The sequence below is a fragment of the Mycobacterium sp. 852013-50091_SCH5140682 genome (assembly GCF_001665685.1).
Lineage (GTDB): Bacteria > Actinomycetota > Actinomycetes > Mycobacteriales > Mycobacteriaceae > Mycobacterium.
The window spans coordinates 200,980-223,016 of the sequence record NZ_LZTB01000011.1 but is presented as its reverse complement, the minus strand read 5'-3'; the positions used below and the strand labels follow the sequence as shown (position 1 = coordinate 223,016).

Sequence of the window (22,037 nt, the reverse complement as noted above, 5' to 3'; positions counted from 1 at the left end):
CTCACACTCCCGTCAGAGCCGCGACAGCGGGCGCCACCCAGGCGCCGTTGCGGTCGTGGGACGACTCGACCGCTTCCACGAACTGCACTCCGATCAAGCCGTCGACACCGGTCGGGATGGTCAGTTCGCGGGGCGTGAGGGCAGTGCCGTCACGCCGCCCCCGCAGCATCTCGGCGAGGTCGAGGTAGAAATTCGCGAACGCCTCCAGGAAGCCTTCGGGGTGGCCCAGGCCGGGCCGGGTCAGCCGCTGCGCGTCATCCGACAGTGACGCCATTCCCTGCGTGAGAACCGTTGTGCCACCGGCGAGGTCACGCACGATGAGGTGATGGGGATCTTCGTGGCGCCATTCCAGGGCGCCGGTCTCGCCGAACACCCGGATGCGCAGGCCGTGCTCGTTTCCGGTGGCCGCCATGGAGGCCCACAGCGTGGCCGGTGCCCCGTTGGACAATCGCAGTCGGACGGCGGCGTTGTCATAGGTGCGGCGACCCGGCACGAGGGTGGACAGCTCTGCTGACACTTCGTCGGCCTCCAAGCCGGTGATGTAACGCAGCAGGTGATACGCATGGGTGCCGAGATCGCCTACCACACTGGCCTTTCCAGCAATGTCGGGGTCGGTGCGCCAAGCCGCCTGCTTGTGTCCGGCGCGCTCCAGCGGTGTGGACGCCCAGCCCGACGCATGCTCCACCACCACCGAGCGCACTCGGCCCACCTGTCCGGCACGGACCGAATGCGCGGCGTGACGGACCATCGCGTATGCCGAATAGCAGTGGGGGACAGCCAGGATCGCTCCCGTCGAGGCTGCGATCGACACCAGTTCGGCCGCGCTGGCGGCATCGCGGGTCAGCGGCTTCTCGCACACCACCGAGATCCCGGCGCGCAGAAACGCGCTGGCAATGTCGAAATGGCTGTCGTTGGGGGTGGCGACCACCACGACGTCGACGCCGTCCGGCCGGGTTGCCTCAGCGGCCGCCATCTCCCGGTAGTCGGGGTAGATGCGGTCGACGCCGAGACGGTCGGCCATCCGCGCCGATGCCGCTGCACCGCGGCCGAACACGCCGGCGCTCAGCACGAACTGGTCGTCGAGCCGCATGGCCTGGCGGTGGGTCTTGCCGATGTCGGCGCCTTCGCCGCCACCGACCATGCCCGCGGACAGCCGCAGATCACTCATTTGTTCCTCCGGACGGACCGTGTGGGACTAAACTGGGACCGGTCCCAACAGCGGTAACGATACGGGGCAGGAGGGTGAGGATCAATATGCTGACGGCAATGAATCCGTCACCGCGACGTCCCGCGACCATCCGTGACGTAGCCACCCAAGCCGGGCTGTCCAAGTCGCTGGTGTCACGGGTGCTGCGCGGCGAGCCGAATGTCAGTGCCGCCAGCCGCGCCGCGGTGGAGGCCGCGATGGCCGAACTGGACTACCGGCCCAACCACATCGCCCGCGGTCTGTCGCAGGCCCGCACCGGCACCGTCGGGGTGGTGCTCAACGACATGCGCAACCCGTGGTTCGTGCCACTGCTGGAAGGCCTCACCACGACACTCGACGCGGTCGGCGTCGCCGGGCTGCTGGCCGATAGCCACCTCGATCAGCGGGTGGGCCGTGACACCGTGGACCGGCTGCTGGCGCAACGCGTCGACGGACTCGTGGTGGTCGGCACCACCGAAGCAGGCGCGGCCATCGAGCGCGCGGCGCGCGACGTCCCGGTCGTCCTCGCCGGTACCCATGAGCCGAACCTGCCGACCGTAGACATCGCCGCGGACGACGACGTGGTGGGCGCCCGGCTGGCGGTACGGCATCTGCTGGATCTCGGTCACCGGCGCATCGGCCATCTTGCGGGCCCCGGCATCGTCGGGACGTTGCGGCGAGACGGGTTTGAAGCCGAGTTGGCCGACGCCGGCTTGCCCGGTGCCGTCGAGCTGTCCGGGATGACCGAGGAGGGCGGGTACGCCGCGGCGGGCCGGCTCCTGGACCGCCCCGACCGGCCGACGGCGATCCTCGCGTTCAACGATGTCGCGTGCGTCGGCGCGCTGTCCGCGGCTGATGACCGTAATCTCTCTGTGCCCCGGGATCTTTCACTGGTCGGCTACGACGACACCTACCTGGCCCGGATCCGGCACCTGTCGCTGACGTCGGTGGACAACGGCAACTTCGCCGTCGGCGTGCAGGCCGCTAAGTTCCTGCTGCAGCGTCTCGACGGCATCAGCGGCGCACAACGGGTGTACCTGCATCAGCCGGCGCTGAGCATCCGGCGCTCGACAGCCGCGCCGGGTTAGAGCCCCCGGGCACCCACCACCGCTCGATGAGTTCGATTTCGACGTGCGTGAGCCCGGCGTCGGTGATCAACCGTGTCATGCCGTCTCCCGCGCGAGAGTGCGCAAAATGCCGGGCGCGAGCGGCGTGTCGGGCAACAGACACGCACGCTCGCGGTGCAGGGGTGCGGGGTCAGGCGCCGGGGATCGAGGCGCGATCGACCATGGACACGTCGACCGGCCGGCCCGACTGCAGGGATTCGACTCCTGCGGCGCAGACCGCGGCAGCGGCGTAACCGTCCCATGCTGTGGGACCGTCGGTGTAATCGCCGGAGCCCGCCCCGGCCGCTACGGCGTTGACCCACCGCTGGAACTCGGTGTCGTACGCCCGGCCGAACCGCTCCCGGAAGCCGGGCGTGATCTGGCCACCCCAGGTGCCTGCGCCTTTGCGGATCAGCCCGACATCGAGTCCGATGAACGCCGAACCCTTTTCACCGACCAACTCGGTGCGCACCTCGTAGGCCACGCCGGTGGTGACGAACAGTTCGACGTCGATGTGCTTGCCTGACGTGGTTCGCATGATCGCGATCTGAGGGTCCTGAATGCCTTGTGGTGCACCGGGATTAGTCGCCGGCTTGATGATCTGGATCGACGCGATCTCCTCGTCGAACAGGAATCGCGTCACATCGACCTCGTGCACCAGCGAATCCTTGACCACCATCGAGCTGTCGAAACTCGGTGGTACGGCCGGGTTGCGGTGCACGCAGTGCAGCACCAGAGGCTGGCCGAACTCACCGGAGTCCATCAGCGCCTTCAGCTGCATGTACTCGTCGTCGAAGCGGCGCATGAAGCCGACCTGGATGAGTCGCCTACCGAGTTCGGCCTCGCGCTTGACGACCTCCAGCGACGATTCCACGTCGGTGGTCAACGGCTTCTCACACAACACCGGCTTGCCGTGATCCAGGCATGCCAGCAGTTGCTTGTCGTGCGTGGGGCCAGGGGTGGCCAGCACCACCGCATCCACGTCGGGGTCGGCGATCGCGTCCAACGGATCCCCGACTGCGCGGCAGCCGGGGACACCCGCGGCGACGGCTTCGGCCTTCTCGGTGAGGAAGTCGTTCACCACAGTGACGCGGGCACCGGAGATGCGTGAGGCCAGCCGCTCGACGTGGTCGGCACCCATGATGCCCACGCCGAGCACCGCGATACGCAGGTCGGACATTGTTCTCCTAGCGGAATTTCACAGACGGAACGCCACACGACCCCAGGTAGGACTGGGTGCGCTTGGCGATGGGCAGGGGTGCATCGACCTCGCAGGGATACATGTCCTGCTCGACGATCGCGAACACGTCGATGCCGAGCTTCTCGATCTCGGCGAGCAGCGGCGGCATCTCCGGGATGCCCAGCGGCGGCTCGGTCATCGCGCCCAGCTTGACGGCTTCGCCGAACGGCAGGTCCTCAGCCTCGACCTTGGCCCGCACCTCGGGATCGACCTGCTTGAGGTGCAGGTAGCCGATACGCTCGGGGGCCCGGCGGATGATCGCGATGTTGTCGCCACCGCAGTAGCTGATGTGGCCGGTGTCCAGGCACAGATTGACAAACTCACCATCGGTGCCGTCGAGGAAGCGGTAGACGTTCTCCTCGGTGTCGACGTGGCTGTCGGCATGCGGATGGTATTGCGCACGCACGCCGTACTTTTCGAACATGGCCTTGCCGAGTTCGTTCATGCCCTGGGTCTTCTTGCGCCACTGCTCGGCAGTGAGGTTGCGATCCTCGAGCACCGCGCCGGTGGCGGGGTCGCGCCACATCTCGGGGATCACGACGACGTGCTTGCCGCCCACCGCGGCGGTGAGCCGTGCGACGTCCTCGATCTGGGTCCAGACGGCATCCCACGAGTTGTCTTGGTGCAGGTGCTCGAAGACGGTTCCCGCCGACAACTTCAGATTGCGCTTGGCGAGTTCGTCGGAGAGCTGCTGGGGATCGGTGGGCAGATAGCCGAACGGGCCCAGTTCGATCCACTCGTAACCGGATTCGGCGACTTCGTCGAGGAAGCGGGTGTACGGGGTCTGCTTGGGATCGTCGGGGAACCACACGCCCCAGGAGTCGGGTGCGGAACCTACGAGAATCTTGCTCACTTTGGGTTTCCTTCTAGCGATCTGACGGGCGGATAAGGGGGCGTTGGACTTTCTTCCAGTCCGCGTACCGCTCGTAGGCGGTCTGAGTGGATTCCAGCGTGGACACCTGGGACACCGGGACGTCCCACCAGGACTGGCTGTCGGGCGCATAGATCAACGGGTCCGTTTCCACGTGGATGACGGTGACCCGGTCGGCCGCCTTGGCGACCTTGACCGCATCGGTGAACTCGGCTGCGGTGCCGACCTTGATGACGTCGGCGCCCAGGCTCGCCGCGTTGGCGGCCAGGTCGACCGGCAGCTTGTCGCCGTCGAGCCGGCCGTCACCGGTGCGGTACCGATAGGCGGTGCCGAACCGCTGAGAGCCCAGCGACTCGGAAAGCCCTCCGATGGAAGCGAATCCGTGGTTCTGGACCAGCACGGGAATCACCTTGACGCCTTCCTGCACTGCGGTGACGATCTCGGTGGCCATCATCAGGTACGAACCATCGCCGACCATGATGAACACATCGCGGTCGGGAGCAGCCATCCGCACTCCGATACCGCCCGCGATCTCGTATCCCATGCAGGAGTAGCCGTATTCGACGTGATAGCCCTTGCGGTCGCGCGTGCGCCACAGCTTGTGCAGGTCGCCCGGCATCGAGCCGGCGGCACACACCACGACGTCCCGCGGATCCGACAGCGTGTTCACCAGACCGATGACCTGGTTCTGGTTCAGCGCGGCGCCATCGTCGGACGTGGCGTACACCGAGGACACGGTGTCCTCCCATTCGGTGGCCAGTTCGGTGACCCGCGAACGATATTCGTCGCTGACGGTGTAGTCGCCGAGCGCCGGTCCCAGGGCTTCGATGGCCTCCCGCGCGTCGGCGACGATGCTGATGCCACCCTGCTTGACCGAATCCAGCGACGCCACATTGATGTTGACGAATCGGACGTCGGGATTGTTGAACGCGGTGCGCGAAGCCGACGTGAAATCGCTGTAGCGGGTACCGATGCCGATGATCACATCGGCATCGGCCGCCAGGGCGTTGGCGGCCGTGGTCCCGGTCGAGCCGACGGCGCCGACCGACTGGGGATGGTCGTAGCGCAGGGACCCCTTGCCGGCCTGGCTCTCCGCCACCGGGATGCCGGTCTGCGCGCAGAGCGCAGCAAGAGCCTCTTCGGCGAACGAGTAGTGCACACCGCCGCCGGCGATGATCAGTGGCTTGCGTGCCGAACGGATCACCTCGGCGGCGCGCGTGATGACGGAGCGTTCCGGCAGCGGGCAGGCGACATGCCAGGTGCGTTCGGCGAACAGCGATTCCGGCCAGTCATGAGCCTCGGCCTGCACATCCTGCGGAATCGCCACCGTGGCGGCACCGGTTTCCGCGGGGTCGGTCAGCACCCGCATGGCGCCCAACAGTGCCGCGGGCAGCTGCTCGGGCCGCCACACCCGGTCGAAATACCGGGACAACGGTTTGAACGCGTCGTTGACCGTGACGTCTCCGGAGGACGGCAGCTCGAGTTCCTGCAGCACGGGCGCGCTGACGCGGGTGGCGAACGTGTCGGCGGGAAGCAGCAGCACCGGCAGGCGGTTGATGGTGGCCAGCGCCGCGCCGGTGAGCATGTTGGTGGCGCCGGGGCCCACGCTGGCGGTGACGGCCCACGCCTGCAGCCGATCCTTCTGGCGGGCATAGGCGACGGCGCTGTGCACCATGGCCTGCTCGTTGCGGCCCAGCACGTACTTCAGACCGGGCTCCCGTCCGGCTTCGTGCGCCTCGAGCTCCTCCTGCAACAGCGCCTGGCCAAGCCCGGCCACGTTGCCGTGACCGAAGATGCCGAAGCAGCCTGCGAAGAACTTGGTGCGCTCGCCGGCGCGTTCGACGTACTGGTTGGCGAGGAAGCGGATGGTCGCCTGCGCCACGGTGAGTCGCACGGTGGGTTCGGTGTCGGTGTACTTCTCGGTCGACTTGGGTGCGGTCGAAACCATGTTCAGGCTCCTTCGGAGGCAGTGAAGGGAAGGCGCGGATCGACGGACTGGTGCTCCCAGCTGCTGCGCAGCCAGGTGTGATCGGGGTCGTCGCAGATCCTCCACGCGCGCTCGGGACCGGACCCGGCCATCACGTTGAGGTAGTACATGTGGTGCCCCGGTGCGGCGATGGACGGACCGTGGTAGCCGTGTGGCACCAGCACGACGTCACCCGAACGCACCTCCTCGAGCACCTCGATCGGACGCTGCGGCGTGCCGTAGACCCGGTGGTAGCCGAATCCCGGTGTGCCGGCGGGGCTGTCGTCGATCTCGAAGTAGTAGATCTCCTCCAGCTGCGTCTCCACCTCGGTGTTCTCGTCATGCTTGTGCGCGGGATAGCTCGACCAGTTGCCGCCCGGGGTGATCACCTCGCAGGCGATGAGCGAGTCGGCCTCGAACGCCGTCGCCGTGCCGAAGTTGTGCACCTGACGGCTGCAGTTGCCCGCGCCGCGCAATTCGAATGCGACGTCGGCGGCGGCCACCCGGCGGTTGGGATAGGAGTGGGCCGCCCGTGCCCCGCAGATCGCCACGCGGCCATGGCCGCGCAGCGTATAGGTCTGGCCCGTCCCGAGGTAGACCATGTCGGCTGGGCCGTCGAACACCGATGCGCGGGGCGACAATTCGAACGTCTCGTCGCCGCACTGCACGGTGCCGCCGCCGGCGAGCGGCAGGATCATCACTTCGGTGTCACCGGTGCTGCGGGTGACCGACTCGGTGCCGTCGAGATCGACCACGTGCAGGCTGGACTCCGCCCAGCCCGCGGATTCGGGCGTGATGTCGACGGTGTACGGGGCTGTCGCGCTGTTGGCGGGGATGTACAGTTTGCTTTCCACGTCACCGCACCATCTTCACCGCGGTCGCCACGGCGCCGCTGACGTCGTCGTCGTTGGGGTACAACAGCGTCCGGCCCACGACCAGGCCCCGCACAGAGGGCAGCCCGAGGGCTTTCTCCCAGGATGCGAACGCCTCGTCGGGATCGGCGGGATCGCCGCCGAGCAGCAGCGTCGGCAGGGTGGTGGATTCCATCACCCGGTCCATCTCGGGGACCACCGGCAGCTTCATCCAGGTGTAGGCCGAAGTCGATCCGAGTCCCTGACCGATGTGGACCGATTTGATCACGGCGTCGGGCGACAGGTCGTTGCGGACCTTGCCGTCGACGCGAGCCGACATGAACGGTTCGAGCATCGCGATCAGACCATGTGCGGCCAGATCATCGATCGCCTGTGCGCATGCCGTCAGGGTGGACACCGTACCGGGATCATCAAGAGCGATGCGGCACAGCATCTTTCCACCGTTCATCCGGGCAGCGGCGGTCGATGCGGCGGTGGCGCCGGTCATCCGGTCGTCCAACTCGAACGACGCACCGGCCAGGCCTCCGCGGTTGAACGAGGAGAACACGACCTTGTCCTCGAGTGCGCCCAGCAGTACAAGATCGTCGAGGATGTCGGAGCTCGCCAGCACGCCGTCGACGCCGGGGACGGCCAGGGCCGCCCGCAGCCGGTCCAGCAGATCGGTGCGGCTGTTCATCGCCGTGGGCCGGGGCCCGACGCCGAGCGCGCCGCGCGCTGGGTGGTCGGCGGCGACGATCATCAGCCTGCCGTCGCCACGTGTGGTCGGGCGGGTGGTGCGTTCCTGCCAGGCTTTCGCGACGGCACCGGGCTCGGTGGCCCGAAGCTGGGTCACCTCGGCATAGTCTCGGCATTTAGACATTGACGGCCTCCACGGCGGTTTGTTCGGCGAGCTCGGCCACCTCGGCGGCAGTCGGCATCGCGGTTGAGCATTCGAGCCGGGACGCCACGATGGCACCGGCGGCGTTGGCGTAACGCAACGTTTTCTCCAGCGGCCAGTCGTGCAGCAGCCCGTGAATCAGGCTGCCGCCGAAGGCATCTCCTGCGCCGAGCCCGTTGATCACGTCGACCTGGTTCGGTGGCACGGTGACCGCGCTGTGTCTGGTCTTACCCAGCACGCCCCGCGGTCCCTGCTTGACGATGGCGAGCTCGACACCGAGGTCGAGCAGCGCGTCGGCGGCCTTGTGCGGGTTGGTCTCACCGACGGCGATCTCGCATTCCTCGCGGTTGCCGACGGCGACGGTGACGTACTGCAGGGCGCGCTGCACCTGTTCGGTGGCCGCCGCAGGCGTATCCCAGAACATGGGCCGGTAGTCGAGATCGAGCACCGTGAGTGGCTTCCGTGCTGTGTCATTCCCCGTCGCTTCGCTCGCCCTCCGGGCCTCCCACGCCGCGAAATGAGCACTGCGGCTTGGCTCTTCGGACAGCCCGGTGACCGTCGACCAATACAGCCGAGCGTTGCCGATGGCGTCAAGGTCGAGCTCGTCGGCACGGACCTGCAGATCAGGTGCGGAAGGCTTGCGGTAGAAGTAGAGCGGGAAGTCGTCGGGCGGGAAAATCTCGCAGAACGTCACGGGCGTCGGGTACTCGCCGTGGGTGGTGATGAAGCGGTTGTCGACGCCGAGTCTGGCGAGTTCGTTGCGGACGAAGCGACCGAAGGGATCATCGCCCACGCCGGAGATCAACGCAGCGCGGTTGCCCAATCGGGCCGCGGCCACCGACACGTTGGCGGCGCTGCCGCCCAGAAACTTGCCGAAAGATTCGACATGTTCCAAACCGAGTCCGACCTGGAGGGGATACACGTCGACGCCGCAGCGACCGATGGCGACGACATCGAAGGCCTGGTTGGGGGTATCGGTCACGAGGAACTCCCGAGTGTGGTGTGGGCATATGCGGTTTCGGCGCGACGGCGCGCACGGCGATCGGTTGCGTCTGCCGTCGGTGTCGACTGTGCGCCCCGTCGCCGGGTGCTGTCAAGACTTTGTTCGGACATTCTTACTTTCCGTCATTTGCAGGTAGTCTGTGTAGTCACTCCAGCGAACCCGCGCGGAGGCCCCGAGGATCGGAGCGAGAGTGACCCCGACGCTGTCTGTCGAACTCGACCGTTCGAGTCCGATACCGCTGTACTTTCAGGTGGCCCAGGTCTTCGAAAAGGCCATCCTGGACGGGCAACTCAAGCCGGGGGACCGCTTCGAGAACGAACTCGCACTTGCCAGCCGGCTCAATCTGTCGCGACCGACGACGCGGCGCGCCATCCAGGAACTGGTGGACAAGGGGCTGCTGGTGCGCAAGCGCGGGGTCGGCACCCAGGTGGTGCAGACACCCGTGCATCGGCCGGTCGAGTTGACCAGCCTGTACGACGACCTGGCGCGGGCAGGGCAGGAGCCGGCCACCAGGGTGCTGGACTATGTGTCCGGTCCCGCCGCAGACGACATCGCCGAACACCTCAATCTCGCGCCCGGCAGCGAGGTGGTCATGATGCGTCGACTTCGCAGCTCCGGTGGTCAGCCCCTGGCGCTCATGACCAACTATCTGCCTGCCGCGGTGGCCCCCGACGAGGCGGACCTGGAGCACTCCGGGCTGTACCAGTCGTTGCGTGCGCGCGGCGTTCACATCAGGCTGGCCCGTCAGCGCATCGGCGCGAAGGCCGCCGACCGCGACGAGGCCCGGCTGCTCGACGAGAAGCCGAAGGCGCCTCTGCTGGTCATGGAACGCACGGCGTTCGACGACTCCGGTCGCATCGTCGAATATGGCAGCCATGTGTATCGCGCATCGCGGTACTACTTCGACACCACGCTTGTGGACCGCTAACGTATCGCCAAATCGGCTCTGTACTAGTGCATTTCATGTCAAGCTCGATCGCCCCAGTGGCGCCGGGCGGCTTTGCCATGCCCCGCCCCAGCGTTTGATATGCAGTCCTAATGTCCGAACAAAGTATTGACTTTCAGATGTGAGCGGTATTACATCATGGGCGAGACCGTGTCGCTTGCCACTGGAGTCCAGGCGCAGAAGCCCGCGGTGATGTCGAGGACGAGGAGAAGCAATGAGGTTCAGTCGGCTCATCGCGGCGGCCGGGGCGAGCGTGCTCGTGCTCGGGGCCGGCGCATGTTCGAGCACCGGCGGCAAACCTGCCAGCAACGGCGGAGGCATGGGCTCGGGCACGGCCGACACCCCGCGGGCGACCATCGCGATGATCACCCACGAGGTGCCGGGTGACTCGTTCTGGGATCTGGTCCGCAAGGGTGCCGAGACGGCTGCCAAGAAAGACAACATCGAACTCCGTTACTCCAACGACCCCGAGGCCCCCAATCAGGCGAACCTCGTGCAGACCGCCGTCGACAGCGGGGTCAAGGGCATCGCGGTGACGCTGGCCAAGCCTGACGCCATGAAGGGCGCGATCGAGAATGCCACGGCCAAGGGCATTCCGGTGGTCGCTTTCAATGCCGGCGCCGACGCCTGGCAAGCCATGGGCGTCAAGGAATTCTTCGGGCAGGACGAGTACATCTCGGGTCAGGGTGCCGGCAAGCGCGTCGCCGCCGAAGGCGCCAAGAAGGCCATCTGCGTCATCCAGGAACAAGGGCACGTCGGACTCGAATCACGTTGTGCCGGTGTGAAGAACACGTTCCCCGGGGCCGAGGTGCTCAACGTCAACGGCAAGGACATGCCGTCGGTCGAATCCACCATCACCGCAAAACTGCAACAGGATCCGAGCATCGACTATGTGATCACCCTCGGTGCGCCGTTTGCGATGACCGCGGTGCAATCGGTGAAGAACGCCAACAGCAAGGCCAAGGTCGGCACGTTCGACACCAACGCCGCTCTCGTCGGTGCGATCCAGAACGGCGATGTGCAGTGGGCCATCGACCAGCAGCCGTTCCTGCAGGGCTATCTGTCGGTCGACTCGCTGTGGCTCTACATCAACAACGGCAACGTCATCGGCGGCGGTCAACCGACGCTGACCGGGCCGTCGTTCATCGACAAGTCGAACATCGACGCGGTCGCCGAGTACGCGAAGAACGGGACACGCTGATGAGCGCTTGCGCGAAGAAGAGAGGACTCAGCGCATGAGTACCCAGGCAGATCTCAATCTCGAGACTCACAAGGTCGTCCGCGACGAACGGGTGAAGGAACAGAACCGGCTGCAGCGGTTACTGATCCGACCCGAGATGGGTGCCTTCGTCGGCGCCGTCGGAATCTTCGTGCTGTTCCTCATCGTGGCTCCGCCGTTCCGCACCCCCGAGGCGCTGGCCACCGTGCTGTACGCGAGCTCGACCATCGGCATCATGGCGGTCGGTGTCGGCGTGCTGATGATCGGCGGCGAGTTCGACCTGTCCTCGGGCGTCGCGGTCACCACCTCGTCGCTGGCCGCGTCGATGCTCAGCTACAACCTGCACCTGAATCTATGGACCGGAGCGGCACTGTCGCTGGTGATCGCACTGTCCGTCGGGTTCTTCAACGGTTACATGGTGATGCGGACCAAGATTCCGTCATTCCTCATCACGCTCAGTTCGTTCTTCATGCTCACCGGTATCAACCTGGCCGTAACCAAGCTGCTGTCGGGGCAGGTCGCCACCCCGAGTGTGTCGGACATGCAGGGATTCGATTCCGGGCGAGCCGTTTTTGCGTCGTCGTTCACGCTCTTCGGGGTGTCCGTACGCATCACCGTGATCTGGTGGATTCTGTTCACCGTCATCGCCACGTACGTGTTGTTCAAAACCCGGATCGGCAACTGGATCTTCGCGGTCGGCGGCAATCAGGACAGTGCGCGTGCGGTCGGTGTCCCGGTTACCAAGGTCAAGATCGGTCTGTTCATGCTCGTCAGCTTCTGCGCCTGGTTCGTGGGCATGCACCTGCTGTTCGCCTTCAACACCGTGCAATCCGGCCAGGGCATCGGCAACGAGTTCTTCTACATCATCGCCGCGGTCGTGGGTGGCTGCCTGCTGACCGGTGGCTATGGCACCGCCGTCGGCACCCTCATCGGCGCGTTCATCTTCGGCATGACCAACCAGGGCATCGTCTACGCCGGCTGGAACCCGGACTGGTTCAAGTTCTTCCTGGGCGCGATGCTGCTGTTCGCGGTGATCGCCAACAACGTCGTCCGTAACTACGCAGCGAAAAGGTAAGTAGATGAGCACAACTGCTGAGGCACCGATCGCCGAGACGCCGTCGGGCGGCGAGGTGCCACTGGTCGAGCTCAAGCACGTCGGCAAGAGCTACGGAAACATCATCGCCCTCAAGGACATCAACCTGCGGGTGGGTGCCGGTGAGGTGACGGGCGTGCTCGGAGACAACGGCGCGGGCAAGTCCACCTTGATCAAGATCATTGCCGGTTTGCACAAACCCACTGAGGGCGAACTGCTCATCGACGGCAAGCACACGGTCTTCGAGTCACCCAAGGACTCGCTGAACGCCGGCATCGCCACGGTGTACCAGGACCTGGCCGTGGTGTCGCTGATGCCGGTGTGGCGCAACTTCTTCCTCGGAAACGAACTGCGCAAGAAGGGCCTGCTGAAGTCCCTGGACATCAGCGCCATGCGGGCGACCACCATCTCCGAACTGCACAAGATGGGCATCGACCTGCCTGACGTGGACGCGCCCATCGGGTCGCTGTCGGGCGGCCAGCGTCAATGTGTGGCGATCGCGCGCGCGGTCTTCTTCGGTGCGCGAGTGCTCATTCTCGACGAGCCCACCGCGGCGCTGGGCGTCAAGCAGTCGGGCATGGTGCTGCGCTACATCACCGCGGCCAAGGAGCAGGGGTTCGGGGTCATCTTCATCACCCACAACCCGCACCACGCGCACATGGTGGGCGACCACTTCGTGCTGCTCAATCGGGGCAGGCAGAAGCTGGACTGCACCTACGACGAAATCACGCTCGAACACCTCACCCAACAGATGGCCGGTGGCGACGAACTGGAGGCGCTCAGCCACGAGCTGGGCCGTAAGTAGTTGCACCGCGAGCGTGCGGGTCTGCTGGCCGACACGCCGTGTTCAGGCAGCAGTTCGCGCACGCTCGCGAGGCTGGGGCAGCACCGGGTGGATCAGCGCCGGGTCAGGGCGAAGACCCGCAGCGCGCGGTCGGTGCGGTTCTGATAGGCGCTGTACATCGGATAGCTCAGGAAGCGTCTGAGCGACCCTTCGCGGTCCGCCCCGTCCAGCACGGTCGCCTGCACTGGAATCTCCTTGCCGGCCATCGAGACCGAGGCGTGTGGGTCGGCGATCAGATTGGCCGACCACGACGGATGGTGCTGCTGGCCGAAGTTACTGCCCAACAGCAGCAACCGGTGACCGTCGTGGATGTAGCTGAGGACGGTCGTCCTCAGCTGGCCTGACTTCCGACCGGTGGTGGTCAACAACAGTTCCGGCAGCGACAGCGGCCCGAACAACGAGATGCGGCCCTTGCTGCGGTCGACGAGCAACTCGTCGAGCGGAACGAGGGCACGGATCACCTTCGATCCGAATGGGGACGCCACGAATGCGAACACCGGCTTGAACACGGGCGACGGCTTCTCTCGCCCCCAGCTGCTGTGCGGGAAGGATCCTTCGGCCATCCCGACATTGTGCGCAGCCGGCCGCAGAGGCGGGGCGGAATCGCGATCACGTCGTCACGGGAACCGCGTGGCTTCGGTCGCCGAACCCGCAGCGCGCAGCTGCGCGGCATCCTGACCGGGTGGGGCACCGAACATCCTGCGGTATTCGCGATTGAACTGCGACGGGCTGTCATAACCCACCCGATGCCCGACTCCGGCGATGTCACCGGGTTGCGTCAACAGCAGTGATCGGGCGTGCTGCAGCCGAATTCGCTTCTGGAACTGCAGTGGGCTCATCGCGGTGACGGCTCGGAACTGACGGTGAAAAGCCGACTCGCTCATTCCGGCCATCTTTGCCAGCTTTTCGATCCGAACCGGCTCGGCGTAGTTGTCGCGCATCCAGGCGATAGCGCGGTTGATGTGGGCCAGGTAGCTGTCGGCCGTGCCGATCTGCCGCACCGTGGATCCGTGCCGACCGGTCAGCAACCGCCACAGGATCTCTTGCTCGATGAGCGGGCCGAGCACAGGCGCGTCGGCGGGATGCTCCAGAAGCCGCAACATGCGCGCGACGGCGTCCAGCAGGTCGGGGCAAGCATCGCCGGTTGCGATGGCCGGAGCTGCGGCACGCGACAGAGATTCGGCAGGCGCCTGCAACATCAGCGTCGACAACAGGGCCGGCCGCAACACCAATCCCATCGCCAACGAAGGATGCGTCGCGGTGGTGTCGAGAAAGTGACCGGTGACCGGAACACTGGCGGCCACGATCAGGTATTGCGCTGAACGGTATTCGAACACCTCGTCGCCGAGCAGCAGTCGCTTGCCGCCCTGCGCCATCACAACCAGCAGCGGTTCGGTCAGTGAGTAATCGGGGCTGTGCGCTCCGGCGACCTTCGACAACAGCAACCCGTTGATGGCCGAACCCAGATCGGGTCGGGCGTGCGCGTCGATCAGCCGGCGGATCTCGGTGAGGGAATCCGGTCCTTTGCGCATGGTCTCAGATAACCATGCCCGGGCGAGACCGATGGTCGTATACCGCTGAGTTGAGCAGGATCATGCAAGAGCCCGCCGGGATCGATCTACCCGTTTCACGCGTCCTGGTCTTCGATGGAGACATCCAATTCATCGTGTAAGGGAGCAATTTCATGGCACTCGACAGCTACGTCACTCTCGGGCGGTCCGGTCTACGCGTCAGCCCATTCGCACTCGGGGCGATGACGTTCGGAGAGGATCCTGGTGCGGCGGGAACCAGCGTCGAGGAATCCGAGCGCATCCTCGCCGCCTACCTCGATCGCGGCGGCAACTTCATCGACACCGCCAACTTCTACACCAACGGGCATTCCGAGAAGATCCTCGGCGACTTCTTCGCGCGCAGCCCGGGCCGTCGCCACCGTGTGGTTCTCGCGTCGAAATTCTTCACCAACCTGTTTCCTGGTGACCCCAACGGCGGGGGAGCCGGCCGGTCGTCCATCAGCGCGCAGCTGCACGAAACTCTGCGCCGTCTGAATACCGATTACCTCGACGTGTACTGGCTGCACAACTGGGATCGCCACACCCCGATCGAGGAAACCATGCGCACGCTTGACGACCTGGTCCGCGCGGGCACCATCCGCTACCTCGGGTTCTCCAATACGCCGGCCTGGGTCACCGCGCAGGCGCAGACCATGGCATTGCTGCGCGGCTGGAGCCCGCTGATCGCCCTGCAGGTCGAATACTCGCTGCTGGCCCGCACGGTCGAAGGCGAACTGGCGCCGTTGGCTGCCGATCAGGGGATGGCATTGGTGCCGTGGAGCCCGTTGAAGAATGGCTTTCTCTCGGGGAAGTACCGCCGCGGCGCCGATGTGATCGACTCCGCGCGTGCGGCTTACGTCGGTGGTCCGGACGACGCGCAGTACGACGTCATCGAGACCGTCGCCGATATCGCTGAGGAACTCCAAACATCTTCGGCCGCAGTATCGCTCGCGTGGCTGCTGGCCCGCACTGGAACTGTGGTGCCGATCATCGGGGCCCGGCGACAAGCTCATCTGGAATCGAACCTGGCCGGGCTCGACGTCGTTCTGCAGCCTGATCAGCTCATGCGCCTCGACAAGGTGTCCGCCCCCGTGCTCGACTACCCTGCGGATCTCAACGGCGCCATGCGGGCGACTCTTCAGTTCGCCGGGACCACCGTCGACGGGCAGACCTCCGGGGTCTACCCGCCGCTGTTGGCCAGCGATGTGCGGTACTGACTGCACAGGCGCGTCAGTTTGTTTTCGGGATACCCTTCGAGTCGGCGTGGTGCAGTACCACTTTCGCCAATTCGTCGCGGTCGGTGACGTCGAGCTTGGTGCACGCGCGATAGAGGTGTCCTTCGACGGTGCGCACCGACAGCGTCAGACGCTTCGCGATTTCACGGTTCGACAGCCCTTCGGCAACCAGCGCGACGATCTCCCGCTCCCGCGATGTCACCGGCAGTGGATGCGCGGCCGATCTGACCGCAGGCGTTGTGGCCCCGCCACATTCGGTTGCCAGACGCAGGGCACGCGCTGCGGACTCCGTGCCTTGCCGTCGTTGCCCGGCGCGGTCGTGCAGTGCCGCGGCCTGGGCGGCAGAGTCCGCGGCAGACAACAGCAGTCCGGCCTTTTCGAATTCCGCGCTGACCGCATCGAGTGCCTGCCCGTCGGAGGCAGCGAGAGCCGCGGCGTGACGGGCGTAGATGGCCGCCACCGGGCCGTCTACGCGCTGTGCCAGTGCGGCAAGGCGGCTCGCACCCGTGCGGTCGCCGAAGCGTGCCGCATGGTGCAGCGCTTCGGCAGCGGCGGCGTACTGGCCCGATTGATCTGCCAGATCGGCCGCGGTGCGGGCTAATTCGACGGCGGAACGGTCATGGCCCTTCGCCGCCGCCAGCCACGATCTGGCGATCAACCGTTGCGGCTCGTGCAGTGCCATGAACGCTCCGGAGTGCTCCATCGCGTCGTCGAGCACCCGTTCGGTCTGCTCCGATCTGCCCAGCGCGGCATAGGCCCGCGCCAGCAGCAGCCGCGCAGGTAGCCGCCAGGGCAACGAGGCCTCGGCGGTGAGCGCCGCCAGAGCCTGTTCGATCGACGAAATGGCTTGCGGGAAGTGCCCGCGATACGTGGCGACGAGCCCGGCGATGATCTTCGCGATCGCCCATCCCGCGAACTGGCCCGGTGACGAGAAATCGACGTATTCGGCTGCCCGGCGGTCGGCCAGATCCAGCTGGCCGACATAGGTCAGCGCCAGCACGTCGCAGTACCGCACCATGATGCGGATCATGCCGTCGGTGGCCTTCTGTTCGGCGCGGCACCTGGCCGCGATCGGTTCGAAGTCGCCGCCGCGACCGGCGACCGGCATGGCCAGTCCCGCGCTGAAAGCGGCGAATTCGAACGCCTGGTCGGGCGCGCTGGTATCGGCGAGGATGCGCTCGGCCGCGGTCAACCCGTCGGCAATTCGGTTCTCGTGCACTGCCAATGCCGACGCGGTCGCATCGACGATCAGCCTGAGGCTGGGATGTTTGACTCGCGCGCACAGCACGTCGAGCACCTCGTGCGCCCGGGTGACATCGCCCATCGACCAGAAGAGCAGGGACAGACGGGGAATGCCCCACTGGACGAGTTGCAATTCGTCGAGGCTCGCAGGATCAAACCGAGCGAGGATCTCGTCGGCCTGCATCGGATGGCCTTGCCACAGCAACGCCCGCGACAAGAGCGCGGCCGCCCGCAGACCGCCACCGCATTCGAGCGCCGTGCGGGCCAGCTCTTGACCGAGCGGCAGGTTGGACAGGAACATCGCGTCCTTGGCAGCGGCGACGACAAGGTCGGTGTCCACAGGCTGATCGCTGTCGACGTAGAGCTGCGCCAGTCGAATGCGGCTCACGGGCGAGTCCAGTTTGCGGTCGCGAAGGACCTGAACGAGGCGGCCTCTGAGCTTGCGTGCCACCCCGGTCCGCACGTGACATCGGATGACGTCTCCGTACAGCGGGTGACTGAACCGCGCGTTGACGATTCGGGCGCCGTCGGGGGCGAGTCGGATCAACCCTTGCGCCTCGGCGGCGTCCACGGCCTGCTCACCGGCCAGCTCGTAGAGCGCGTCGATATCGAGCGGTTCGCACAGTGCCAACAGCGTCAACGCGTTGACGACATCGACGCCCGCGTGATCGAGTCTCGCCTTCATCAGCGCGGCCAAGCCCGAAGGGACCACTGTGCGGCCGCGCCATTGCCACACGCCGTTGACCTCGGCCAAGGTGCCGGCCTCCAAGGCGCCTTCGACCAGATGCCTTAGGAACAGCGGATTTCCGCCCGATGCTTCCCACATGACGTCGGCACTCAGGCCCTCCAACGTCCCGCCGAGCACCGATTCCACGAGCGCGATGCTCTGCTGTTTGGAGAACGGTAGGAGCTCGAAGCGTTCCAGGTACCCGTCCTTCCACAGCGACGTGACAGCGTCAGGTACCGGCTCGCCGCTACGAACGATGGCCACGATGTGTCCAGCTCGATCGACGGCGATCTGGTGGAGCAGCATCGCCGATAGTTGATCGAGCAAATGCGCGTCATCGACGCCGATTACGGTGCTTTCGCCGTCGAGGACGGAGGCCCGGGCCGACGCGATGAGGGCGACCGGGTCGCGTGAGGCCAATGGGCTCACACACGACGCGAAGGCGCCAAGGGGGATGTTCCGGGAGGATTCGGTGCATGCGGCCCAGCGGACGTTCGAGCGCAACGATGCCGTGACGGTGCGGGCCAGTGTTGTCTTCCCGACCCCCGCCGCGCCCACCAGGACGACGCCGCAGCTGTCGGTGGCGGTCAGCGCTGATCTGATCGCATCGCGTTCGGCACGACGATCCAGTAGCTGCCATTGGCGTGCCACGTTCAAAGTGTAGGCGTCAATATCGCCCGCCACGCGAGAAGAAGCGCAACGCAGCCCGACCGCCAGCAATTCCGGATCGGGCTTATGCCTGGCGCCCGATGCTGTCGATAACCTGTGATATAGCTGAAGAATTCGCTGATCAACTGTTACCGGCGGCAACTATTTGCCGGTACCCCTGCGGGCCTTGCTTATCCCGGACCCATACGAGTAGCGACTACTCGTGATTCTCGTCGCCCACGGCCATACGTTGCTCGGGTATCCACCGATACGACCCACTTCACCAAGGAGAAAAGTGACATGTCTACCTTTCTGCCGGGATCCGCCGGGATCACCCGCGCCCCGTCCACCGCGGCGAGTCGAGCCAAAACCGGAATGGTTTCAATCGCGGCGCTGCCGCTGACGATGTTCGGGTTGGCACTTGGTGCGCCGTACGCGCACGCCCAAACCCAAACGGACATCGACCAACACGTCAAGGAGTCACTGGTCTACATCTCGACGGAGTACTCCGGGCAGGTCTACGTTCCGGCGTCGGCCACCACCGACGGGCATGGCTTCTGGTCGAAAGTGATCAAGGCCGACTTCTCCTGCTCGGGTGTGATCGTGGACCCGGCCGGCTACATCGCCACCGCGGGCCACTGTGTCGATCCCAACAACGCAGAGGTCAAGCAGGACATACTCACTCAGCTGTACCTCGACTCGGGCGAAGATATCGACACCGCAACCAAGGATGCGAGCAACGCCTTCGCCGACGAATGGCAGATCGAGGGCCAGCAGCCAGGATCTCCCATCGACCGCAGCGTCGAGGTGATCCAGCCCGAAGGGCAGGGCCGCGTCATCGACCACTTCGTGACCGCTCAGGTCGTCGACTTCCAGAAGTTCGACGACGGCGACAACGCCTTGATCAAGGTCGCCAACCAGCCCGCGCTGCCTGCTCTGCCCGTCGCCGACAAGGCCCCCGCTCCGGGCACCGGCCTGACCTCGGCCGGATTCCCCGGTGACATCGGCCAAAACATGGACGCGTCGCGTCTGCAGGAACCCAGCTTCAAGGACGGCTCGGCCTCGAGTCAGCAGGTGACCCCGAGCGGCGCGGCGCGAACGGAGATCAGCGCCGCCATTTCCGGGGGTATGAGCGGCGGCCCGACGGTCGACAACACGACCGGTCAGGTGGTGGGCCTCAACGACTTCACCATCTCGGGGGAGAACCAGCCGTTCAACTTCGTCACCGATGCAGCCGCGCTACGGGCCTTCCTCGTCAAGAACAGTGTGCAGTTGGTGACCCCGGCCGCACCGGCGAAACCCTTCCCGTGGCTGTGGGTCGGAATCGGCGGCGGGCTGGCGGCGGTACTGCTCATCATTGCGCCGGTGCTACTGGTGTTGCGGCGCAGGGCAAAACGACGCAATGCGCTGCCGGCCGACAGTGGCTCATTGCCGCAGCCGGCACCGAAGCCGGTCGTCGCGCCCATGCCGCCCGTGGTCGCTGCCACCGAACCGCAAGTGGTCAGCCACAACCACGATCACGCGGCGTAACCGCACGGTGCGACCTCGCCGAAACTACGCTTTGTGGCCCGATTTGGGCAGAACTACCTCAATAAGCGTAGTTTCGGCGGATCAGGAGAAGGCCGCGCGGAACGCCTCCAGCGCTGTGACACTGTCGCCGGCCGCGTAGGCCTCCATGCCGACGGTTCCGGTGTATCCGCTGTCGCGCAATGCCTTTGCCACGGCGGGGTAGTGAATCTCGCCGGTGCCCGGTTCACACCGTCCCGGCACGTCGGCCACCTGGACCTCTCCGATGGCGGTTCCGGCCCTGCGGACGAGCTCGACGAGATTTCCCTCACCGATCTGGGCGTGATAGAGGTCGAGCATCATCTTGACGTTCGGGTGCCCGACCGCCTCGATCAGTGCCAGCGTGTCCTTGGCGCGTGCCAGAGGCACCCCCGGATGGTCGACCACGGTGTTGAGGTTCTCCAGGCAGAACGTCACACCGGCGTCGGCGCCGAGCTCGCCGAGGGCTTCCAGGCCACGCTGCGCCGCGAGCCACATCTGCCCGGTTGGGCGGTGCTGCGGGCGGGCGGCTCGGCCGTCGGCGAGCTCGCCCGGGTGCACCACCAGACGCGGAACACCAAGTACTGCGGCGGCTTTGATAGCCTGCTCGGCGGTGCGCACCACTTCCCGAGCTCCCTCGGGATCGTAGAGATCACCGTGCAGATAACCCGTCATCGACGAGAACCGTGCGCCGGTGGCGGCGAGCGCGTCGAGATCCTTGTCGTGAAAACTCCAGATCTCCACCGCGAAACCGAGTTCCGCGATGCGTCGGGCACGTTCGGTGATGTCGAGATCGGTGAACACCATTTCGGCGCACACGGCCAGTTCGAAACTCATGCGGTCACCGCCTCTGCGAGCGCCACGGGCGCGCCGGTGCATACGGATTCTGCTGCTGCCAAAGCGATTTCGAGGGCAACACGGGCGTCGTGCCCGGTGACTGACGGGGTGACGCCTGCGACGACGCTGTCGACGAAGTGGGCCAGCTGAGCGACATAGGCATCGTGGAAGAGCTCGGTGTTGAGCCTGGGAGCGTCGGCCGGTTCACGCCCGGCCAGCAGCACGCCGTTGGAGCCGAAGATCTCCCCGCGCACGTCGTAGCCGTACACCGCCTGGAAGCTGGCCTCGGCGATGCCGAACGCGCCGTTGTCGAAGCGCAGCTGGACCACCGAAGTGTCAAGGAACCCGGCGTCGGCGAACTGCGGGTGGATCAGCGCCGCGGCCTGTGCGTACACCTCGGTGACCCGGGCACCCGGATTGAGCCAGCACAGCGTGTCGAAGTCGTGGATCAGGGTCTCGTTGAAGATCGTCCACGGTTTCACCCGCGCCGCCACATCGGCGGTGATCCCGGGGTCGCGGGTCAGCGAGCGCAACAACTGCGGTGTGCCGATGCCGCCCGCCGTGATGGCATCATGGGCTACGGCGAAGTCGCTCGCGAAGCGACGGTTGAATCCGACCTGCAGCGCCACTGCCGCAGTCTCGGCGGCGCGGATCGCGCGGTCGGCGTCATCGAGGGTCAGGGCCATGGGCTTCTCGCAGAACACATGCTTGCCAGCCTGCGCGGCTGCGACCACCAGATCGGTATGGGTGGCGGCGGGGGAAGAGATGGCGACCGCGTCGATGGTCGGGTCGGCGATCAACTCGGCCGGGTCCGCGTACGCACGTGGTGCTCCAATCGATTGTGCCGCTTCGATATTCGGATCGGCGACGGCGACCAGAGCAGCGCCGGGAACTCGGCCGACGAGTGACTCCGCGTGGAACCGGCCGATCCAGCCGGTGCCGATGAGGCCGAAACGAACGGGACTTGACATGACGGACTCCTGAGGGACTAGAACGTTCTAGAACTGTGATGAGTAAAGCCGGTGCGGGC

Annotated in this window: 19 protein-coding genes; 7 read left to right on the top strand and 12 right to left on the bottom strand. The window is 66.0% G+C overall.

What is annotated here, in order from left to right:
- Position 1: 1 nt before the first annotated feature.
- Positions 2 to 1,168, bottom strand: coding sequence for a Gfo/Idh/MocA family protein (locus tag A5784_RS04510; protein WP_064942700.1), 1,167 nt, complete (start codon positions 1,166 to 1,168; stop codon positions 2 to 4).
- 98 nt (positions 1,169 to 1,266) lie between these two features.
- Here A5784_RS04510 and A5784_RS04505 point away from each other — a divergent pair, with 98 nt between their 5' ends.
- A complete protein-coding gene (locus A5784_RS04505) occupies positions 1,267 to 2,274 on the top strand; it encodes a LacI family DNA-binding transcriptional regulator (protein WP_064942847.1) in 1,008 nt (335 codons plus the stop codon).
- A 169-nt stretch (positions 2,275 to 2,443) separates the two neighbouring features.
- On the opposite strand, the gene A5784_RS04500 is transcribed toward A5784_RS04505, so the two are convergent.
- Genes A5784_RS04500 through iolC form a run of 6 tightly spaced genes read right to left on the bottom strand, consistent with a single transcriptional unit; the run spans position 2,444 to position 9,100 of the window.
- Complete coding sequence (locus A5784_RS04500; RefSeq protein ID WP_064942699.1) at positions 2,444 to 3,472, bottom strand: Gfo/Idh/MocA family protein; 1,029 nt, start codon at positions 3,470 to 3,472, stop codon at positions 2,444 to 2,446.
- A 7-nt stretch (positions 3,473 to 3,479) separates the two neighbouring features.
- Positions 3,480 to 4,385: a sugar phosphate isomerase/epimerase family protein gene (locus A5784_RS04495; protein ID WP_064942698.1), complete on the bottom strand. Its 906-nt coding sequence runs from the start codon at positions 4,383 to 4,385 to the stop codon at positions 3,480 to 3,482.
- 13 nt (positions 4,386 to 4,398) lie between these two features.
- Positions 4,399 to 6,351 carry a 3D-(3,5/4)-trihydroxycyclohexane-1,2-dione acylhydrolase (decyclizing) gene (iolD, locus tag A5784_RS04490; RefSeq protein ID WP_064942697.1) on the bottom strand — a complete coding sequence of 651 codons (1,953 nt, stop codon included), beginning with the start codon at positions 6,349 to 6,351 and terminating at the stop codon, positions 4,399 to 4,401.
- Positions 6,352 to 6,353: 2 nt separating this feature from the next.
- Complete coding sequence (gene iolB / locus A5784_RS04485) at positions 6,354 to 7,223, bottom strand: 5-deoxy-glucuronate isomerase (protein ID WP_064942696.1); 870 nt, start codon at positions 7,221 to 7,223, stop codon at positions 6,354 to 6,356.
- Position 7,224: 1 nt separating this feature from the next.
- Positions 7,225 to 8,100, bottom strand: a complete 876-nt coding sequence (locus A5784_RS04480; protein ID WP_064942695.1) for a Cgl0159 family (beta/alpha)8-fold protein — start codon at positions 8,098 to 8,100, stop codon at positions 7,225 to 7,227.
- Positions 8,093 to 9,100, bottom strand: coding sequence for a 5-dehydro-2-deoxygluconokinase (gene iolC / locus A5784_RS04475; protein ID WP_064942694.1), 1,008 nt, complete (start codon positions 9,098 to 9,100; stop codon positions 8,093 to 8,095). Before iolC ends, A5784_RS04480 begins: the two co-directional genes overlap by 8 nt.
- 211 nt (positions 9,101 to 9,311) lie before the next feature.
- On the opposite strand from iolC, the gene A5784_RS04470 reads away from it, so the two are divergent.
- The 4 genes from A5784_RS04470 (at position 9,312) to A5784_RS04455 (ending at position 13,184) form a co-directional block, all read left to right on the top strand.
- Positions 9,312 to 10,049, top strand: coding sequence for a GntR family transcriptional regulator (locus A5784_RS04470; RefSeq protein ID WP_064942693.1), 738 nt, complete (start codon positions 9,312 to 9,314; stop codon positions 10,047 to 10,049).
- A 232-nt stretch (positions 10,050 to 10,281) separates the two neighbouring features.
- Positions 10,282 to 11,268 carry a sugar ABC transporter substrate-binding protein gene (locus tag A5784_RS04465; protein ID WP_064942692.1) on the top strand — a complete coding sequence of 329 codons (987 nt, stop codon included), beginning with the start codon at positions 10,282 to 10,284 and terminating at the stop codon, positions 11,266 to 11,268.
- Between the two features lie 34 nt (positions 11,269 to 11,302).
- Positions 11,303 to 12,361: an ABC transporter permease gene (locus A5784_RS04460; protein WP_029372964.1), complete on the top strand. Its 1,059-nt coding sequence runs from the start codon at positions 11,303 to 11,305 to the stop codon at positions 12,359 to 12,361.
- A 4-nt stretch (positions 12,362 to 12,365) separates the two neighbouring features.
- Positions 12,366 to 13,184 carry an ATP-binding cassette domain-containing protein gene (locus A5784_RS04455; protein WP_064942691.1) on the top strand — a complete coding sequence of 273 codons (819 nt, stop codon included), beginning with the start codon at positions 12,366 to 12,368 and terminating at the stop codon, positions 13,182 to 13,184.
- A 92-nt stretch (positions 13,185 to 13,276) separates the two neighbouring features.
- On the opposite strand, the gene A5784_RS04450 is transcribed toward A5784_RS04455, so the two are convergent.
- Positions 13,277 to 13,786, bottom strand: a complete 510-nt coding sequence (locus tag A5784_RS04450) for a nitroreductase family deazaflavin-dependent oxidoreductase (protein ID WP_064942690.1) — start codon at positions 13,784 to 13,786, stop codon at positions 13,277 to 13,279.
- 54 nt (positions 13,787 to 13,840) lie between these two features.
- Positions 13,841 to 14,755, bottom strand: coding sequence for an AraC family transcriptional regulator (locus A5784_RS04445; RefSeq protein ID WP_064942689.1), 915 nt, complete (start codon positions 14,753 to 14,755; stop codon positions 13,841 to 13,843).
- A 152-nt stretch (positions 14,756 to 14,907) separates the two neighbouring features.
- Here A5784_RS04445 and A5784_RS04440 point away from each other — a divergent pair, with 152 nt between their 5' ends.
- The gene (locus A5784_RS04440; protein WP_064942688.1) at positions 14,908 to 15,990 is read left to right on the top strand and encodes an aldo/keto reductase; all 1,083 of its coding nucleotides are present in this window, start codon (positions 14,908 to 14,910) and stop codon (positions 15,988 to 15,990) included.
- Positions 15,991 to 16,003: 13 nt separating this feature from the next.
- On the opposite strand, the gene A5784_RS04435 is transcribed toward A5784_RS04440, so the two are convergent.
- Positions 16,004 to 18,628, bottom strand: coding sequence for a helix-turn-helix transcriptional regulator (locus A5784_RS04435; RefSeq protein ID WP_064942840.1), 2,625 nt, complete (start codon positions 18,626 to 18,628; stop codon positions 16,004 to 16,006).
- 297 nt (positions 18,629 to 18,925) lie between these two features.
- Here A5784_RS04435 and A5784_RS04430 point away from each other — a divergent pair, with 297 nt between their 5' ends.
- Positions 18,926 to 20,155: a trypsin-like peptidase domain-containing protein gene (locus A5784_RS04430; RefSeq protein ID WP_064942687.1), complete on the top strand. Its 1,230-nt coding sequence runs from the start codon at positions 18,926 to 18,928 to the stop codon at positions 20,153 to 20,155.
- 81 nt (positions 20,156 to 20,236) lie between these two features.
- On the opposite strand, the gene A5784_RS04425 is transcribed toward A5784_RS04430, so the two are convergent.
- Together A5784_RS04425 and A5784_RS04420 are read right to left on the bottom strand one after the other, a co-directional pair.
- Positions 20,237 to 21,007: a TIM barrel protein gene (locus A5784_RS04425; protein WP_064942686.1), complete on the bottom strand. Its 771-nt coding sequence runs from the start codon at positions 21,005 to 21,007 to the stop codon at positions 20,237 to 20,239.
- Positions 21,004 to 21,978 (bottom strand): Gfo/Idh/MocA family oxidoreductase, encoded by a 975-nt coding sequence (locus tag A5784_RS04420; protein WP_064942685.1) that lies wholly within the window; start codon positions 21,976 to 21,978, stop codon positions 21,004 to 21,006. The genes A5784_RS04425 and A5784_RS04420 overlap by 4 nt, the downstream gene beginning before the upstream one ends.
- Positions 21,979 to 22,037: the final 59 nt, after the last annotated feature.

What these genes read in the sequence shown, in the direction of transcription:
- A5784_RS04465 (WP_064942692.1), top strand. Translation starts at nt 10,282, where the DNA reads ATGAGGTTCAGTCGGCTCATCGCGGCGGCCGGGGCGAGCGTGCTCGTG.
- A5784_RS04505 (WP_064942847.1), top strand. Translation starts at nt 1,267, where the DNA reads ATGAATCCGTCACCGCGACGTCCCGCGACCATCCGTGACGTAGCCACC.
- A5784_RS04500 (WP_064942699.1), bottom strand. Translation starts at nt 3,472, where the DNA reads ATGTCCGACCTGCGTATCGCGGTGCTCGGCGTGGGCATCATGGGTGCC.
- A5784_RS04455 (WP_064942691.1), top strand. Translation starts at nt 12,366, where the DNA reads ATGAGCACAACTGCTGAGGCACCGATCGCCGAGACGCCGTCGGGCGGC.
- A5784_RS04460 (WP_029372964.1), top strand. Translation starts at nt 11,303, where the DNA reads ATGAGTACCCAGGCAGATCTCAATCTCGAGACTCACAAGGTCGTCCGC.
- A5784_RS04445 (WP_064942689.1), bottom strand. Translation starts at nt 14,755, where the DNA reads ATGCGCAAAGGACCGGATTCCCTCACCGAGATCCGCCGGCTGATCGAC.
- A5784_RS04420 (WP_064942685.1), bottom strand. Translation starts at nt 21,978, where the DNA reads ATGTCAAGTCCCGTTCGTTTCGGCCTCATCGGCACCGGCTGGATCGGC.
- A5784_RS04430 (WP_064942687.1), top strand. Translation starts at nt 18,926, where the DNA reads ATGTCTACCTTTCTGCCGGGATCCGCCGGGATCACCCGCGCCCCGTCC.
- A5784_RS04450 (WP_064942690.1), bottom strand. Translation starts at nt 13,786, where the DNA reads ATGGCCGAAGGATCCTTCCCGCACAGCAGCTGGGGGCGAGAGAAGCCG.
- A5784_RS04425 (WP_064942686.1), bottom strand. Translation starts at nt 21,007, where the DNA reads ATGAGTTTCGAACTGGCCGTGTGCGCCGAAATGGTGTTCACCGATCTC.
- iolD (WP_064942697.1), bottom strand. Translation starts at nt 6,351, where the DNA reads ATGGTTTCGACCGCACCCAAGTCGACCGAGAAGTACACCGACACCGAA.
- A5784_RS04510 (WP_064942700.1), bottom strand. Translation starts at nt 1,168, where the DNA reads ATGAGTGATCTGCGGCTGTCCGCGGGCATGGTCGGTGGCGGCGAAGGC.
- A5784_RS04480 (WP_064942695.1), bottom strand. Translation starts at nt 8,100, where the DNA reads ATGTCTAAATGCCGAGACTATGCCGAGGTGACCCAGCTTCGGGCCACC.
- A5784_RS04440 (WP_064942688.1), top strand. Translation starts at nt 14,908, where the DNA reads ATGGCACTCGACAGCTACGTCACTCTCGGGCGGTCCGGTCTACGCGTC.